The sequence below is a fragment of the Vibrio splendidus genome (genome assembly GCF_003345295.1).
GTDB classification, from domain to species: Bacteria; Pseudomonadota; Gammaproteobacteria; order Enterobacterales; family Vibrionaceae; genus Vibrio; species Vibrio splendidus_K.
Window position 1 is genome coordinate 2534898 of the sequence record NZ_CP031055.1, and the last position, 17095, is coordinate 2551992.

The following is a 17095-nucleotide window of genomic DNA, read 5'->3' on the forward strand; positions in this document are numbered from 1 at the left end:
CCAACAGAGCAACATCGACAAACGATAGATACTGACATTCAGTTAAGGAAAACTAATGTGAGAGAACGAACCCCACCATTTCAAGGGATCTATTACTTTTACACTGCAGCTGAAACTGGCAGTTTTAAACTCGCGGCTGAAAAGCTGTTTGTCACGGCAGCCGCCGTCAGCCAACAAGTTCGCCAACTTGAAGAGTGGTTAGGTGCAGACTTGTTTATTCGCCAGCACCGAAAAATAGTACTCACTCACGAAGGTGAAGTACTTTACTTGCAAGCTAAGAAAGGCTTTGCCCACATTCAAGATGGTGTGAGGCGAATTAACCAAGACCCAAACCCTACTCAACTTTCTATTTCAACCGTGCCATCATTTGCCCAACATTGGTTGGTTCCTAGAATTGGTGACTTTCGCGATCGCCACCCTGACCTATCCATGCTGATTGAACCGACCAATAAGCTAGTCACGTTTGAAGATTCTAATGTCGATGTCTGCGTTCGGTATGGTCACGGTAACTACCCAAATATCGAGTCTCGTTGGTTAATGGACGAGGTGGTTTACCCAGTTTGTCACCCGATTTATCAAGAGAAGCATGGGATCCATGACATTGACGATCTGCATAAAGCTGAATTGATTGAAGATCGATGGCCAGATATGGATTGGAATCTATGGCTAGACATTGTTGGAGCGAAGGCTGGACGCTCATCATTGCAATTTGATGGCTCGCATTTTGTTTTAGAAGGCGCGTTATCCGTTCAAGGTGTAGCACTGGTTAAGCACAGTTTGGTGTATCGGTATTTGCAGGAAAAGAAACTCGTTCGAATCGGTAACATCGCACTTAAGCCCAAATACAATTACTTCCTATGTGCGCCAGCTGGATACTTTCATCGCGAGAAAATCAAACGCTTTGAAGCTTGGATGCAAAGTCAGGTTCAGTTATTTGGAAATAAAGGTCGAGAAGAACTAACTATTATCGAGACAGATTACCAACTTAAATGGTCTGATAATTCATAAAGCGAAACTGGTATACTGAGCTCAAATAAATGGCGAGAACATCTCATGACACAAGAAAATAACCCGCTTCACGGCATAACACTGCAGAAGCTACTGACTGAATTGGTTGAGCATTACGGTTGGGAAGAGTTGAGTTATATGGTGAATATCAACTGCTTTAAAAAAGACCCAAGCATTAAATCTAGCTTAAAGTTTTTGCGTAAAACAGACTGGGCTCGAGTGAAGGTTGAGTCGATTTACATTGAGCTAAAACAGAACTCTTAAGTCTTAGTCTTAGTCTTAGTCTTAGTCTTAGTCTTCCAAGAGTCAGATAACAAAAAGCCCCGCAAGCTTTCACTTGCGGGGCTTTTTTAGTTAATTTAGAAAAGAGCTAATTACTTACCAGCTTCTTTTTCTGCTTTAACTTTAGCGATTACTTCTTCTGCCACGTTCATTGGACATGGAGAGTACTGTGCAAATTCCATAGAGAATTGGCCACGGCCTGAAGTAATTGTACGTAGGTGACCGATGTAACCAAACATTTCTGAAAGTGGTACGTCAGCTTTAATACGAACGCCAGTTACGCCAGCTTGTTGATCTTTGATCATGCCACGACGACGGTTAAGGTCACCGATAACATCACCAACGTGATCTTCTGGAGTAAATACGTCAACGTTCATGATTGGCTCAAGAAGTTGCGCGCCAGCTTTAGGCATAGATTGACGGAATGCACCTTTCGCTGCGATTTCAAATGCGATTGCAGATGAATCGACTGCGTGGAAACCACCATCGTAAAGTTCAACTTCAACGTCTAGCGTAGGGAAGCCAGCTAGTACGCCGTTTTCCATCATGCCACCAAAGCCTTTCTCAACAGCAGGCCAGAATTCTTTAGGTACGTTACCGCCAACAACTTTTGAAGAGAACGTAAAGCCAGAACCAGGTTCGCCAGGCTTGATACGGTAATCGATCTTACCGAATTGACCAGAACCACCAGACTGTTTCTTATGCGTGTAGCTATCTTCAATTGCTTGAGTGATAGTTTCACGGTAAGCAACTTGAGGAGCACCAACTGTTAGGTCAACGCCGTAAGTACGCTTAAGGATATCTACCTTGATGTCTAGGTGAAGCTCACCCATACCTTTCAGGATAGTTTCGCCAGTTTCTTCGTCAGTTTCAACTTGGAAAGATGGATCTTCTGCAACCATTTTACCGATAGCGATACCCATTTTCTCAGAACCGCCTTTATCTTTTGGAGATACAGCGATAGAGATTACTGGAGTTGGGAATACCATTGGCTCAAGCGTTACTTGATCTTTAGGATCACATAGAGTGTGACCTGTTTGCACGTTCTTCATACCAACGATCGCAATGATGTCACCAGCTTGTGCGCTAGTTAGTTCGTTACGGTCATCAGCTTGCATCTCAACCATACGGCCAACACGCTCAGTTTTACCTGTGAATGAGTTAAGAATCGTGTCGCCTTTGTTCAATTTACCAGAGTAAATACGAACGAAAGTTAGAGCACCGAAACGGTCATCCATGATTTTGAATGCAAGCGCTTTAAACGTTTCTTCAGTAGAAACGATAGCGTGGTTGCCAGTTTCTTCGCCGTTCTCGTCCATTAGAGGTTGAGGATCAACTTCAGTTGGAGAAGGTAGGTAATCTACAACAGCGTCAAGAATGATTTGAACACCCTTGTTCTTGAATGCAGAACCACAGTAAGTTGGGAAGAACGCTAGGTCACGAGTACCTTTACGGATACAACGCTTGATGTCTTCGATAGAAGGCTCTTCACCTTCCATGTAAGCTTCCATTAGGTCATCGTCTTGCTCTACAGCAGTTTCGATTAGCTCTTCACGGTATTGCTCTACGTCGTCTACCATGTCCGCAGGAACATCTAGAATTTCGTAGTTTTCAGGAAGACCAGTGTCATCCCAAACGTATGCTTTACGGCTTAGAAGGTCTACAACACCCACGAATTCATCTTCGCGGCCGATTGGTAGAACCATAACTAGAGGAGTTGCACCTAGAACGTTTTTAACTTGATCAACAACGTTGTAGAAATCTGCACCCATACGGTCTAGTTTGTTAACGAAGATCAGACGAGATACTTCTGATTCGTTAGCGTAGCGCCAGTTAGTTTCTGATTGTGGTTCAACACCACCAGAACCACAGAATACACCGATACCGCCATCAAGTACTTTAAGAGAACGGTATACTTCAACTGTGAAGTCAACGTGTCCAGGAGTATCGATAACGTTTAGACGGTGACCGTTCCAGAAACAGCTTACAGCTGCTGATTGGATAGTAATTCCGCGCTCAGCTTCCTGTTCCATGAAGTCAGTAGTTGATTCGCCATCATGTACTTCACCAGTCTTGTGGATCTGACCAGTTAGCTTAAGGATACGCTCAGTGGTAGTTGTTTTACCCGCATCAACGTGCGCGAAAATACCAATGTTTCTGTATTTCGATAAATCTGCCATTGTCTTACTCTGTTAATAGGATATAAAATGCGCGCAGAGTATATCACAATCTGTGAAGACTGATAGCTTTGCATGCATTTGGGACTAAAAAACTTTGCCTTTTTCTAACATATAGAAAAAGGCAATCTGTAGAAACAATCTAAATGATTGTTAAGTTTAGTGCTAACTTAAAGCGAAAATAGCGTTTAAGTTAGACTGAATTTCTGCTGTATAGATTAGCTGAAGTGAGCTCAATTACAACTCATCAAAAGCATTAATTGCTTCTGATAATTTTTTCACACCATGGATCTGCATTCCTGGAATGCCCCCTTTTGGCATGTTAGCCGCCGGAACAATCGCTCTCTTAAAGCCATGTTTAAATGCCTCATTTAAGCGCTCTTGCCCGCTCGGTACAGGTCGAATCTCACCCGCTAGGCCGACTTCGCCAAAAACCACCACATCTTTTGGTAATGCGCGGTCTCTGAAACTAGAAAGTAGTGCCATCACCAACGCGAGATCGGCACTGGTTTCGGTTACTTTAACACCACCGACGACATTCACAAACACATCTTGGTCAGCCATTTGTAAGCCGCCATGTTTATGCAGCACGGCTAATAACAGTGAAAGCCTATTTTGTTCTAGACCAACAGCAACACGACGTGGATTAGCGAGCTGGGAATAGTCCACCAGCGCTTGGATTTCAACGAGAAGTGGACGAGTACCTTCCCACACAACCATGACCGAACTGCCCGAGGTTTCTTCTTCACCGCGAGACAAGAAAATAGCCGATGGGTTGCTGACTTCTTTTAGGCCTTGGCCTGTCATTGCAAATACACCCAACTCATTGACCGCACCAAAACGGTTCTTGTGACTGCGCAGCGTTCTAAAGCGGCTATCCGTTCCGCCATCCAACAACACAGAGCAATCAATAATGTGTTCCAGTACTTTTGGCCCCGCTAATGTGCCGTCTTTAGTTACGTGTCCCACTAAGAACACCGCAACGTTGTTCTGTTTCGCATAGCGCGTTAATGCCGTTGCCGATTCGCGCACCTGCGCCACACTACCTGGCGATGACTGAACATCAGCGACATGCATAACTTGGATTGAGTCGATAACCATGATTTTAGGTTGCTCTTTTTCGGCAATCTGACAGATCTTATCAACATTGGTTTCAGAGAGCATTTTGAGATGTTCTTTCGGTAAACCGAGTCGAGAAGCACGCATCGCGACTTGTTGCAGTGATTCTTCACCAGTGACATAAAGTGTTGGCAACTGAGAAGAGAGCTGACACATGGTCTGCAACAACAGCGTTGATTTACCGGCACCAGGGTTACCACCAATCAGAATCGCAGCGCCAGGTACGACACCACCACCGAGTACGCGGTCGAGTTCTTTGAAACCACTGCTAAAGCGCGGAACTTCTTGCAGGTTAATTTCCGATAATGTCTGAACGCTCGATTCTGTTGCCCCACCCGCGTAACCACCACTGAGTCGTTCATTACGCGCAACTTGAGGTGAAGCCGCCAGCCTAACTTCTGTAATCGTGTTCCAAGCACCACATGCATTGCACTGCCCCTGCCAACGTGGAAAGTCAGCACCACAGTCATTACACACATAAGCTCGCTTTGCCTTAGCCATAAAACCTCAATAATTTGCTTGGTAACTGGAAATGTTGCTATTTTGTGACCCTGTTGACCGTACGCATGAAAATAAAAGTTGCAGTGGGGCCACGAATACCTAAAGATCAAATACAACTTGTCGATAACAATAATGCACCGTCCATTCTAACAAGAAAAGTATGCAGCAATCTGAAATTCTATCTGTAGCAGAACGACTTATCCCGGCCTACCACGCTGAGGACTTTGAATTCCTTCTTTCTCAAATGACAGAAGGCGAATCGCCGTCTCTAAAGCTGCTTGTTAAAATGGAATTGAATCGTATCATGGCTCCGTGCACAAAGAGCATTGATTTACGCGGACGTATTGACACTGAATGTCGTCAATTTACGTTAGATGGTCGTAAACACTGGCTTGATGATATTGCTTTGAACGCGTATCAACGTGGTACTAAAAAGTTTAAAGGCTATACAGAGGGCGCGTGGGAGTTAGTGATGACTCCGCGAACTCAGCCACTTCGTAATATCGTTAAAACCTCGTCTCAACATAATCAAGATCTCACTAACGCTAATAGCCCGTATGAAGCGGAAGCCATTAACCTCGGTTACGACTTAAAGCGTCAAGAAAACAGACTCAAGATTAGCTCACAGGTTGAGATCATCACATCTAAAGGCCAAAGCCTACACGGTGTGACGGTTGATATTTCCCCGTCGGGTGCAAAATTCAAGGTACCGAGCGCTTTTAAGTACAACCTCGGTGAGATCATCAGCGTTAAGTTCACAGAGCTTATCGAAAAGTCGCAAGAAAACGATGTTTACCAAGCGGTCGAATTCCGCGTTCTGGGCATTGATGAGTCTTACGAGAATAACGCAGTCAAATTTTTAAGAACCATCAAGGTAAGCAATAACAATATTGTAGCCCGCTTGCTTGATGAGTCTTTGAATAGCTCAAGCAAGAAAACCAGCCATGAGAATCAAGATAGAATCATTCGAACTCGTACTCGAGGTATCGAACACACCTATCTCAAGCACACCTGTAATCTTCCTCTTTTCTTTAGCGGCAGTGAACTAAAGCTAGCTCTACTTACGGATAACAACCATCCGCTGTGGCAATACTGGCACGATGAGCGAAACCAACAAGCACTGGGTACCCTGTTCAACGAACAACGAATGAACTTGCTGGCTAAACCTGGCGTAAAGGGAACCAGTAACGTTATTTACTCGTTTACTCATGAGCATCAAGACAAGACCTTGTTCTACTCAATGATGCTTCCTGAAGCCTCTCGAGAGCAAAGACAGTTGTTTTGGCACATCGGTGGTAAACGTAAAAGCTGGAAGGCGTTCAAGTTCTCGGTGTTCGAACTTTCAGACACCGAGCGACAAGCCTTAGCCAAGCACTCGGATACGTTAGCTCAAAGCTCAGCACAACTGACGCATTGTGGGATTTTGCAAGAGATTGGCGATCACGAAAGTGCAGCTGACTATCTATTGAGTGAAAAACCGCGCATTCCAAGCAGTGAACTGAACCGCTTCCGTCATCCGCGTTCTGTAGTGGGGAATATTCAAAGTATCTACTTCGACTCTCAAACTCGTCGTAAAGAACCGAGGTATCAATTTAAGTCACCGTTACAGCTCACCTCACAAGATGGCGCTGCGGCTAACGGACATACCTTAGATATCTCAAAACGTGGACTCAGCATTGCTCTTGAGCATCCGATGGTACTCAAGATTAATGATCCGGTATTAGTAAACTTCAATGAACTGCAGCTCTACGACAAAAACCTGCCATTAAGCACCGTGCCTTACCACGTGATTCGAGTCAGCCCGAATGGTCGCAACGTGCAGTTGGTTATCGCCGAGAACACAAAGACAATGCGTACTATCGCCTTTCTCAATGGGCTTATCGATCAAAACCAAAGCAAGTTGATTAAGAAGAAAGAGATACTGCCAACACATTCTCTGCTCGAGTCTCTACACAACATTTTGCTGAGCAAGATGGTCAGCAACCCAATATTCATTGATAAACCGGGCTCAACACTGCGTTGTAAGATCATTGGCGTAAACTTCCCGCTGAATAAACACTTAGCACTGCTCGCTAAGCTTGGTCACAACCAAAAGTTCTCACTCGAACCTATTTTCAAAGGGCACTCTAACTCGCTGTTGGCTGAACCACTGAAAAGAATTGAAGGTGCTGAGCCTAAACACCATGATGTCTATATTGCTGCGGTTAAGTTTGGCGACAAGATCCAATCCGTACACACGAAGTTGGTCAAAGACTTCGCCTCGGCAAAGGAACGCATCTTATTCATCAAGAAAGCTCAGCATTTAGGTGACGTGTATGTACTACGAGTCACTACTGCACCTATTTTTAATCCGCTAACGAGTTTATTCCAGTCTGATTTAGAAGAGCTCTCACGCATCAGCATGCACCAAGCTAAGAAGCTAGAAAATGAGGTCACAGCTTTTATTGGTTATGGTGAGATAGAAGATATTACCGATGAAGTGTTGATTCGATTGGAGCTGACTCGCTAACCTACAGCGGCGTCTTAACTTGAACATGAAATAGAAAAAGCAGGCTGATAGCCTGCTTTTTTGTATCCGTTATACCGTCTTAAATATGACTAAGGCTTCGCTTGCCAGCTGATTTTTTGCTGCTTAGCTAACACACCCGACAAGATGCAAAGTACCCCGCCTAAACCGGCATAACGCACAGCAGTTTGAGCTTGTTGCTCTACTTTTGGTTTCGCATGGTAGGCGATGCCTAAACCTGCAGAACCCATCATAACCAAGTCATTAGCACCATCACCAACGGCAACAGTGTTATGCAGTTCCAATTCGTACTCTTCAGCCAACTCTACCAAGACATCCGCTTTAGTCTGCGCCGAAACAACATCGCCTAAGACTTCACCCGTCAATTTACCATTGATGATTTCAAGCGTGTTTGACTGAGCGTGGTCAAGATCAAGCGTATCTTTCAGATAGTCAGAGAAGTAAGTAAAGCCACCTGAAGCAATTGCCGTCTTCCAACCAAGCTTATTCAGAGTATTCACTAGCTCAACCAAGTCTGGCATGAATGGCAATGATTGACGCACTTGCTCCAAAATAGATTCATCCGCACCTTTCAGTGCGCCTACTCGTTGGCGTAGGCTCTGTTCAAAGTCGAGCTCACCTTGCATTGCTCGCTCTGTGATTTCAGAGACTAACTCCCCCACTCCAGCTAGCTTTGCAATCTCATCGATACATTCAATTTGAATCGCTGTGGAATCCATATCCATTACAATCAAACCTGGCTTAGATAGGTCTGGGACCTCGCTAAGGCAAGCATAATCAAGCTTTAAGGCCTGTAGGATTTCTTCGTGTGCTGGTGTTAGGTTGCCTGACATCAAAGCCACTTCATAATGCCCTACCTTCCACGTATCAAGAATGGTGTTGTAAGTGCCTGTGAAAAAATCGATGTCATCGAATGATTGTGGTGATAGATACTCACCGAATACAATCCAGTTGGCTTTGGCTTTAGCGAGTTGAGAAGCGAAACGAGTCTCGGGGAGTCGAGTTAATAATGTCGTATGCCTTTTTATCGGCAGATATTTCTGAGCGTCCATGTGTATGATTCCTAATTAACTATGCTAAACGTTAACCTATTGCAATTTGAAAACGCAAGTCTCAATATGTCTTAATCATAACATTTGTTTATTTCAGGCTTCGTGAAACATGAATGAATCATTGTTCTCAATACGTAACGCTTTACGAATGCTAGCCCTCATTTTGCTGGCTACTATGTTCGTTGTAACGATTAAAAATACAGTCGTGATCAGTAAAGGTAACGAGAAGATCCAAGCAAAGCAGCTAGAAACGCTGACTAAATTGCTTATCTCTCAGGCATCGCTCTCTGCCAGTAAAGCGATCACACAACAAGACCAAGAGCGACTGCTTGATCTCACCAATCAGCTGTCTCAGGATCGCTTGGTATTCGATACCACGATATACGATGCAGAGGGGATTCGACTGGCTTCGAGTGAAAAAGCACTCTCAGTACGCGAAGTTCTAGGCTTAGATACGCCACTTTCAACAGCAAGTATCGGCAGACAGCAATTAGTTGAACCTATCTACTCTCCAGAGAAAGCGATCATTGGATTCATTCGTGTGACTTTTGAAACGGGTAAGATGACGGCGATTTCTGATCACCATTATCGTAAAAGTGATCGCTACATGATCGGCATGGTGTTGATGGGGTTTGTCAGTGGCGTGCTGTTTGTCATGCTCATTCGTAGAAGAAAAACAAAGTCTGGTGAGAACTTGCTGCTTAAGAATGCAAACTCATAAGCTTTGTCATAGAAACTTGGAAACTTGCGCTCTTGGAAACACGAAATAAAAACCTCGGATTAGGCAAGGTGAATTATTTCGATTGAAATCACATAGCCTTCAGAATCCAAGAAATAGCGCTCAGTAATACATCATTACCAATAAAAAGCCCCGACGCTCAGGCAGCAACGGGGCTTTTTGTTATCTGTTAGCTTATCAAACTATAGAAAAATGATTATTCTTGGTCACCAAGCAGCACAGAGTCTAGTGCGATAACCATCATGTCGTTGAAGGTCGTTTGACGCTCATCTGATGTGGTTTGCTCACCAGTTTTGATGTGATCAGAAACAGTACAAATAGTCAGAGCTTTTGCGCCGTATTCAGCACACACACCATAGATACCTGCAGCTTCCATCTCGACGCCAACAATGCCGTACTTATCCATCACCTCAAACATCTCTGGATCTGGCGTGTAGAACAACTCTGCCGAGAACAGGTTACCCACTTTTACGTCTACACCACGCGCTTTTGCTGCATCTTCTGCCGCACGCACCATTTTGTAATCTGCGATAGCCGCGAAGTCATGACCTTTAAAGCGAATACGGTTCACTTTTGAGTCAGTACACGCGCCCATGCCAATCACCACATCACGCACTTTGATATCTTCACTCACTGCACCACAACTGCCGACACGAATGATCTTTTTCACACCAAAGTCTTTGATCAGCTCAGTCGCGTAAATAGAACAAGATGGAATGCCCATACCGTGCCCCATAACCGAAACCTTACGACCTTTGTAAGTACCCGTGTAACCAAACATATTACGAACATCACACACCTGAACCACTTCTTCTAAGAAGGTTTCAGCGATGTATTTAGCACGTAGCGGATCGCCTGGCATTAGAACTACGTCAGCGAAATCACCCATTTCAGCATTAATATGTGGAGTAGCCATTGAAAATATCCTTAATCTCAAAACAAAAAAGAAGAGAGAAGTTTCCCTCTCTCTTAGTTAACCATTACAGAAAGCTTGTACCGTATCCCATTGGCGATGTGCCAAAGTATGACGCTAAGCTTTGACCGATATCAGCGAAGGTATCACGACAGCCTAGAGAGCCTGCTGGAACCTTGTTACCGTAAACAATCACAGGGATATGTTCACGAGTATGGTCTGAACCCGGCCATGTTGGGTCACAACCGTGGTCTGCAGTTAGGATAAGCACGTCATCTTCTTTCATCATATCGATGATTTCATTGATGCGGCCATCAAAGTACTCAAGCGCAGCTGCGTAACCTGCAACATCACGACGGTGGCCGTATGCTGAGTCGAAATCAACGAAGTTAGTGAACACGATAGTGTTGTCGCCCGCTTCAGTGATCGCTTCTTTGGTTGCTTCAAATAGCGCTGGAATACCTGTTGCTTTGGTTTTCTGAGTGATACCACAACCTGCGTAGATGTCAGAGATTTTACCGATTGAGTGAACGTTGCCGCCCTTCTCATCAACCAATTTCTGAAGTACCGTCGCCGCTGGTGGCTCAACAGAAAGGTCACGACGGTTACCAGTACGTTCGAATTGACCTTTACCAGCACCAATAAACGGACGAGCGATAACACGACCAATGTTGTAGTCAGCTAGCTCTTCACGAGCAATTTGACAAAGATCTAATAGGTTTTGTAGACCGAATGTCTCTTCATGACATGCGATCTGGAAAACAGAGTCTGCAGAAGTGTAGAAGATTGGCAGGCCAGTCTTCATGTGTTCTCCACCTAGATTGTCTAGGATTTCTGTACCCGATGAGTGGCAGTTACCTAAGAAGTCAGATAGACCAGCACGCTCAAGGATGCGATCAGTCAGTTCTTTTGGAAAGCTGTTCTCTTTGTCGGTGAAGTAGCCCCAGTCAAACAATACCGGTACACCTGCGATCTCCCAGTGACCTGATGGCGTGTCTTTACCAGAAGACAGCTCAGCAGCATGACCGTAAGCGCCAATGATCTCAGCGTCTGCGTCCATACCTGGAGCAAAGCGACCTGTCGACTCTTTGTGAGCCATAGCTAAACCAAGCTTAGACAGGTTTGGCAGCGTTAGTGGACCTTTACGATCCGCGTTGTCTGCAAGGCCTTGATCACAATGGTCAGCAATGTGACCCATTGTATCCGAACCTACATCGCCGAATGTGTCAGCATCCGCTGTTTCACCGATACCGAATGAATCTAAAACTAAAATAAATGCTCTTTTCATTTTCTTCACCAACTTATTGCTCTTTGCACCAGAACTCTGTTTATCGGTATACACGAGGTATACCGATACCTGTTATTTACACGTCTTCAGAACGAATCTGACGGTAAACATCTGGCGTTGCTGTATATTCTCCGCCCACAGTGATTGCATTTTGTAATGCCGTCGCAGCTTCTTGCCACTGTTGTTCATTGCGAGCATGAATCATTGCTAATGGTTTATCGTCGCTTGCTACTTCGCCAAGGCGAATGAAGCTATCAAAACCGACTGCGTAATCAATGCTGTCTGTTGCTACGCGGCGACCACCGCCCATACCAACGACAGCCATACCAATTGCACGCGTATCCATCGCTGATACTACACCGCTTTCGAGTGCGTACACTGGTTTAACAATTTCTGCTTTTTCTAGATAGTTATCGTAGTTCGTTACGAAATCCACTGGACCACCAAGGCCCGCTACCATCTTACCGAAGCACTCTGCTGCTTTACCGTTATCCAGTACTGCCATCAGTTTTTCACGCGCTTCATCTGAATCTTTTGCTAGGTTACCCAGCACCAACATTTCCGCACACGACGCTAGCGTTATTTCCAACAAACGTGGATTACGGTATTCGCCTGTTAGGAATTGAACCGCTTCACGGACTTCAACTGCGTTACCCGCTGAAGAAGCCAGAACTTGGTTCATGTCCGTTAGGATTGCTGTTGTTTTAGTGCCTGCACCGTTTGCTACTGCAACGATAGATTTTGCTAACTCTTCAGATGCTTCATACGTTGGCATGAATGCGCCTGAACCGACTTTTACGTCCATTACTAGAGAATCAAGACCAGCGGCCAGTTTCTTAGATAGGATTGAAGCGGTGATCAGTGAGATGTTGTCTACTGTTGCTGTGATATCACGAGTCGCATAAACACGCTTATCAGCCGGTGCTAGATCGCCGGTTTGGCCGATGATCGCCACGCCAGCTTCTTTGGTTACGGCACCAAACACATCGTTGGTTGGTGTAATGTTGTAACCAGGGATAGATTCTAGCTTGTCTAGCGTACCGCCAGTGTGGCCTAAACCACGACCAGAGATCATTGGAACGAAACCGCCACATGCAGCCACCATAGGGCCAAGCATCAAAGAAGTTACGTCGCCAACACCACCAGTAGAGTGTTTATCAACGATTGGGCCATCAAAGTTCATGTGGCTCCAGTCAATCACCATGCCTGAATCACGCATTGCACACGTTAGTGCGATACGTTCTGGCATCGTCATTTCATTAAAAAAGATAGCCATTGCGAATGCGGCAATTTGGCCTTCAGAAACCGTGTTTTTAGCGACACCTTGGATGAAAAAGTTAATTTCTTCTGTGGTCAGTACTTCGTTATCACGTTTTCTGCGAATAATTTCTTGAGGTAGATACATTAGTGCCTCCCAAACTCTAGTGAGTATGGTGTGTAGGGAAAGAGGTAATATGGAGTGACTTAACGCCACTCCATCAAACAGACTTAATTTTTATATACCCGAATGGGTAAATTAGTATGCTGCTGGATCAGCAGTCTGGTCTGTCACTTCTAATGTATTAAGAAGGTTAGTCAGTAGGCTTGAAGCACCAAAACGGTAGTGCATGTTGTCTGCCCACTCAGCGCCTAGTAGCTCATCAGCCATTGCTAGGTAAGCTTGAGCATCTTCAGCTGTACGTACGCCACCAGCTGGTTTGAAACCAACAGTTTTAGCCACGCCCATGTCACGAATAACTTCAAGCATCATGCGCGCGAACTCAGGAGTCGCGTTTACTGGCACTTTACCTGTTGAAGTTTTGATGAAGTCTGCACCTGCTTCGATACAGATCTGAGAAGCTTTTTTGATCAGTGCTTCTTCTTTTAGCTCACCAGTTTCGATGATCACTTTAAGCGTGATGTCACCACAAGCGGCTTTACATTGCTTAACTAGCTCAAAGCCAACTTCTTCGTTGCCAGCAATAAGAGCACGGTATGGGAATACTACGTCAACTTCGTCTGCGCCGTACGCTACCGCTGCTTTCGTTTCTGCAACAGCAATTTCGATGTCGTCATTACCATGAGGGAAGTTAGTTACAGTCGCGATGCGTACTTCTGGAGTACCTTGCTCACGCAACGCCTTCTTAGCGGCTGGGATGAAGCGAGGGTAAATACAGATTGCAGCGGTGTTACCAACTGCAGTCTTCGCGTCATGACAAAGCGCCACTACTTTTTCAGTAGTATCGTCATCATTTAGCGTCGTTAGGTCCATAAGTTTAAGTGCACGTAGAGCTGCTGCTTTTAAATCGCTCATTTCTATCTCCGATCAATATATTCAAATAGTTAACTACTTCGCCACCCATCCAGTATAGATGGATATTTTAGTAATGCTCAGTAGTCACAAATGAACGGACTTGGTTCCCTGAAGACTTGATAACTTTCGCTATCAATTGCAATCCTTGTCACCGCACAGTACCAGTTTGGTCTATGGCACAACAAATCAGTCATGTTGTGTCTAACATCTATAGCGTATCGCTAAGTTTGGCTTAATCCCAGAAGAATAACCTTTAGATAAATCCAAGCAGTTACTTTCTTGCCAACAAGAGACATCCTGTCCCTTAAGCTTATACATTATAGGTATCCATCAATAAATTGTAGTGCTCCTTAGAACGCAAACGGTTTGTATCTCAAAAAAACATTCTAGACCCATTTTCGACTCCAAGCATTCACTCATGCTAATGCTCAAAATCACTAGGCCCAAAAACAAAAAAGCCCCGCAGCAATTTCTTGCTACGGGGCGATATTATTATGGCGTCTATATATCGATTTCTAACTGATTAGAAAGACAGGAAGAAGCCAGCAATTGTTGCTGCCATCAGGTTAGATAGAGTACCAGCCACAACCGCTTTAACACCCATACGTGCGATGTCGTGACGACGGTTTGGAGCAATACCACCTAGACCACCTAGAAGAATCGCAATTGAAGAAAGGTTTGCGAAACCACATAGAGCGAACGAGATAATTGCTTGAGTCTTAACAGACATTACTTGACCAGTCGCTTCAACGATTTGAGCGTTGTCACCGATGTATGGTACGAAGTTTAGGTATGCAACGAATTCGTTAACAACTGTCTTCTGACCAATGAAAGAACCAGCAATAGTTGCTTCTTCCCATGGAACACCAATGATGAATGCTAACGGTGCAAAGATCCAACCTAGAAGAAGTTCTAGAGTTAGGTTTTCCATACCGAACCAACCACCGATGCCACCTAGGATACCGTTGATAAGAGCGATTAGACCGATGAATGCTAGTAGCATTGCACCAACGTTAAGTGCTAGTTGTAGACCAACTGAAGCACCGCCAGCAGCTGCATCGATAACGTTAGCAGGCTTGTCGTCGCCACCGTCGATGTCTGAACCTAGGTTCTCGTCAACTTCATCAGTTTCAGGCTTGATGATTTTAGCGAATAGTAGACCACCAGGTGCTGCCATGAATGACGCTGCTACAAGGTACTCTAGAGGAACACCCATAGATGCGTAACCCGCTAGTACACCACCAGCAACAGATGCTAAACCACCACACATTACTGCGAATAGTTCAGAGTTAGTCATTTTAGGAACAAATGGACGAACTACTAAAGGTGCTTCAGTTTGACCAACGAAAATATTTGCTGCTGCAGACATTGACTCGGCGCGAGAAGTACCTAGAGCTTTCTGAAGACCACCACCAAGAACCTTGATTACAACTTGCATCGCACCAATGTAGTAAAGTACAGAGATAAGAGCAGAGAAGAAGATTAGTGTTGGTAGAACTTGGAATGCAAAGATGAAACCGATACCGTCAACTGAGAAGTTAACAAGGCTACCAAATAGGAAGCCAGTACCATCTTTACCGTAGTCGATCACGTTTGCTACACCAGCAGAGAAACCTGCAAGTAGATCACGACCCCAAGGGATGTAAAGTACGAATGCACCAAGTGCGAATTGGATAGCGAAAGCGCCACCCACTGTTCTGATATTAATTGCTTTGCGGTTGTCGGATAGTAGTACTGCGATTGCAATCAGTGCAACCATTCCGACGAGGCTCATAAACAGGCTCATAGTTTATGACTTCCTTATTAGTTATTTATTGGCGTGTTACAAAATGGGGCTATAAAGCGGAGGCAATTATACTCATGCGACCACTAATAAAGTAATGCCGTCCTCACACTTTCGTACAAGATTCATGTACCATTCACACGCAAATGTGAACCAAATCACAAGCTCAGTGCAATTTACGCAAACGATAAACAAAAACCTTCGATTTTATTCACATATACCGAATGCTCGATGGCTATTTTGCCAAATTTGCGCTGCAACCGATTGCTTTGGCTCTTTTCTAAGCAAAAATAGTTCATTTAAGATCGTAACTAAATGTTTGGAATGATTAACATTTCCTTGGTTTCCATACATGGGCATATCCGGTGCATCCGTTTCTAATACCAGGCATTCAAGAGGCAGTTTTGCGATGGTTGTGCGTGTTTTTTGTGCTCTGGGGTAAGTGATTGTTCCACCGACACCAATATAGAAACCGAGCTTGATCCACGCCAAAGCTTGCTGTTCACTCCCTGAAAAACCGTGAATCACCCCACCAAAAGTGAACTTGTGCTGCTTTAATAGTTCAATGAGTCGGTTATAAGACTTCCTCTCATGGATGATCAAAGGCAGCTCAAATGCCTTCGCAAGCTCCATTTGTTGGATGAAAAAGCGTTCTTGTTTCTCCCGCTCGACATCGACAAAAAAGTCGAGACCACACTCTCCTATCGCAACGCATTGACGGCTTTTTGATGAGAGTAATTGGCGAAGATCTGAGAATTGCTCGCCATTGGCTTGATCTAAAAAGTAAGGGTGAAAACCTAAGGCGTAGTAAACATTGGGGTAAGATTTGGCGATTTTATCGAGCTTCCTCCAGTTACTTTGGCCAATAGAAGGAATAAGAATCTTCTCGACTTGAGCTTGTTTCGCTTCTTTAAGATAGCTATCAATACTTTGATCAGGTGTAGCTCCCTGATCAATTACAATATTTTGCTCAAACGCCTCAAAATCCGCATGGCAATGAGTATCAAACAGCGGAAAGTCACTTATTCGCTGTGTCATCTTCCCTACTCTCTATTTGTTGTTCTTGAGGATCACGGCGATACACCACGCAACTGCGCTTGTTTTCAGGTGTTAAACCAAGCTCCTCGAACCACTTATCGTATTTCTTAATCCAAGCTTTTATCCAACTGAACATACTTACCTCAAGTCTTGCCTCAACATTCAAAAATAACAAATAAAACAAATAAAACAAAGCATCAAAACAACACATACAAATTACACTAAAGCTCAAAATACAACCTAAAAACCTTAAAATCATAAATTACATTTATATATCAACACTAGCTGGCTATATTGTTGAAAATCTCACCACAGCGAATAATAAACGCACTTGCCAAGGAGGCATTGATAGCAAGACGCTCCATTCAATAACGA

At 44.4% G+C, this 17095-nt stretch carries 14 protein-coding genes; 4 read left to right on the forward strand and 10 right to left on the reverse strand.

The genetic code is table 11. The annotated features are described in order from the left end of the window. Positions 1-57: 57 nt before the first annotated feature. Positions 58-1008: a LysR substrate-binding domain-containing protein gene (locus tag DUN60_RS11095; RefSeq protein WP_054547530.1), complete on the forward strand. Its 951-nt coding sequence runs from the start codon at positions 58-60 to the stop codon at positions 1006-1008. Between the two features lie 45 nt (positions 1009-1053). After that, positions 1054-1272: a VF530 family protein gene (locus DUN60_RS11100; protein WP_054547529.1), complete on the forward strand. Its 219-nt coding sequence runs from the start codon at positions 1054-1056 to the stop codon at positions 1270-1272. A 110-nt stretch (positions 1273-1382) separates the two neighbouring features. Here DUN60_RS11100 and fusA read toward each other — a convergent pair whose 3' ends face one another. Together fusA and radA are read right to left on the reverse strand one after the other, a co-directional pair. Then, positions 1383-3470 (reverse strand): elongation factor G, encoded by a 2088-nt coding sequence (fusA, locus tag DUN60_RS11105; protein ID WP_004734469.1) that lies wholly within the window; start codon positions 3468-3470, stop codon positions 1383-1385. 234 nt (positions 3471-3704) lie between these two features. Next, positions 3705-5087, reverse strand: coding sequence for a DNA repair protein RadA (gene radA, locus DUN60_RS11110; RefSeq protein WP_054541846.1), 1383 nt, complete (start codon positions 5085-5087; stop codon positions 3705-3707). A gap of 160 nt (positions 5088-5247) precedes the next feature. Here radA and DUN60_RS11115 point away from each other — a divergent pair, with 160 nt between their 5' ends. After that, on the forward strand, positions 5248-7596 hold the full coding sequence (locus tag DUN60_RS11115) for a PilZ domain-containing protein (protein ID WP_114633965.1): 2349 nt from the start codon (positions 5248-5250) through the stop codon (positions 7594-7596). Positions 7597-7685: 89 nt separating this feature from the next. Here the strand turns inward: DUN60_RS11115 and serB are convergent, their stop codons facing one another. After that, positions 7686-8666: a phosphoserine phosphatase gene (gene serB / locus DUN60_RS11120; RefSeq protein ID WP_114633966.1), complete on the reverse strand. Its 981-nt coding sequence runs from the start codon at positions 8664-8666 to the stop codon at positions 7686-7688. Between the two features lie 109 nt (positions 8667-8775). Here serB and DUN60_RS11125 point away from each other — a divergent pair, with 109 nt between their 5' ends. After that, positions 8776-9387, forward strand: a complete 612-nt coding sequence (locus tag DUN60_RS11125; RefSeq protein ID WP_017080011.1) for a YtjB family periplasmic protein — start codon at positions 8776-8778, stop codon at positions 9385-9387. A 214-nt stretch (positions 9388-9601) separates the two neighbouring features. Here the strand turns inward: DUN60_RS11125 and deoD are convergent, their stop codons facing one another. The 7 genes from deoD to DUN60_RS24565 form a co-directional block, all read right to left on the reverse strand. Then, the gene (gene deoD, locus DUN60_RS11130) at positions 9602-10321 is read right to left on the reverse strand and encodes a purine-nucleoside phosphorylase (RefSeq protein ID WP_004734474.1); all 720 of its coding nucleotides are present in this window, start codon (positions 10319-10321) and stop codon (positions 9602-9604) included. Positions 10322-10385: 64 nt separating this feature from the next. Then, positions 10386-11606 carry a phosphopentomutase gene (locus DUN60_RS11135; protein ID WP_114634320.1) on the reverse strand — a complete coding sequence of 407 codons (1221 nt, stop codon included), beginning with the start codon at positions 11604-11606 and terminating at the stop codon, positions 10386-10388. Between the two features lie 76 nt (positions 11607-11682). Beyond that, positions 11683-13011, reverse strand: coding sequence for a thymidine phosphorylase (deoA, locus tag DUN60_RS11140; RefSeq protein ID WP_026012373.1), 1329 nt, complete (start codon positions 13009-13011; stop codon positions 11683-11685). 111 nt (positions 13012-13122) lie between these two features. Next, positions 13123-13899: a deoxyribose-phosphate aldolase gene (gene deoC, locus DUN60_RS11145; protein WP_004734477.1), complete on the reverse strand. Its 777-nt coding sequence runs from the start codon at positions 13897-13899 to the stop codon at positions 13123-13125. Positions 13900-14422: 523 nt separating this feature from the next. Beyond that, on the reverse strand, positions 14423-15685 hold the full coding sequence (locus DUN60_RS11150; protein WP_004734478.1) for a NupC/NupG family nucleoside CNT transporter: 1263 nt from the start codon (positions 15683-15685) through the stop codon (positions 14423-14425). A 204-nt stretch (positions 15686-15889) separates the two neighbouring features. Then, positions 15890-16720 (reverse strand): TatD family hydrolase, encoded by an 831-nt coding sequence (locus DUN60_RS11155; RefSeq protein ID WP_114633967.1) that lies wholly within the window; start codon positions 16718-16720, stop codon positions 15890-15892. Beyond that, the gene (locus DUN60_RS24565) at positions 16701-16856 is read right to left on the reverse strand and encodes a DUF5363 family protein (protein WP_167409362.1); all 156 of its coding nucleotides are present in this window, start codon (positions 16854-16856) and stop codon (positions 16701-16703) included. Before DUN60_RS24565 ends, DUN60_RS11155 begins: the two co-directional genes overlap by 20 nt. Between the last annotated feature and the right edge of the window lie 239 nt (positions 16857-17095).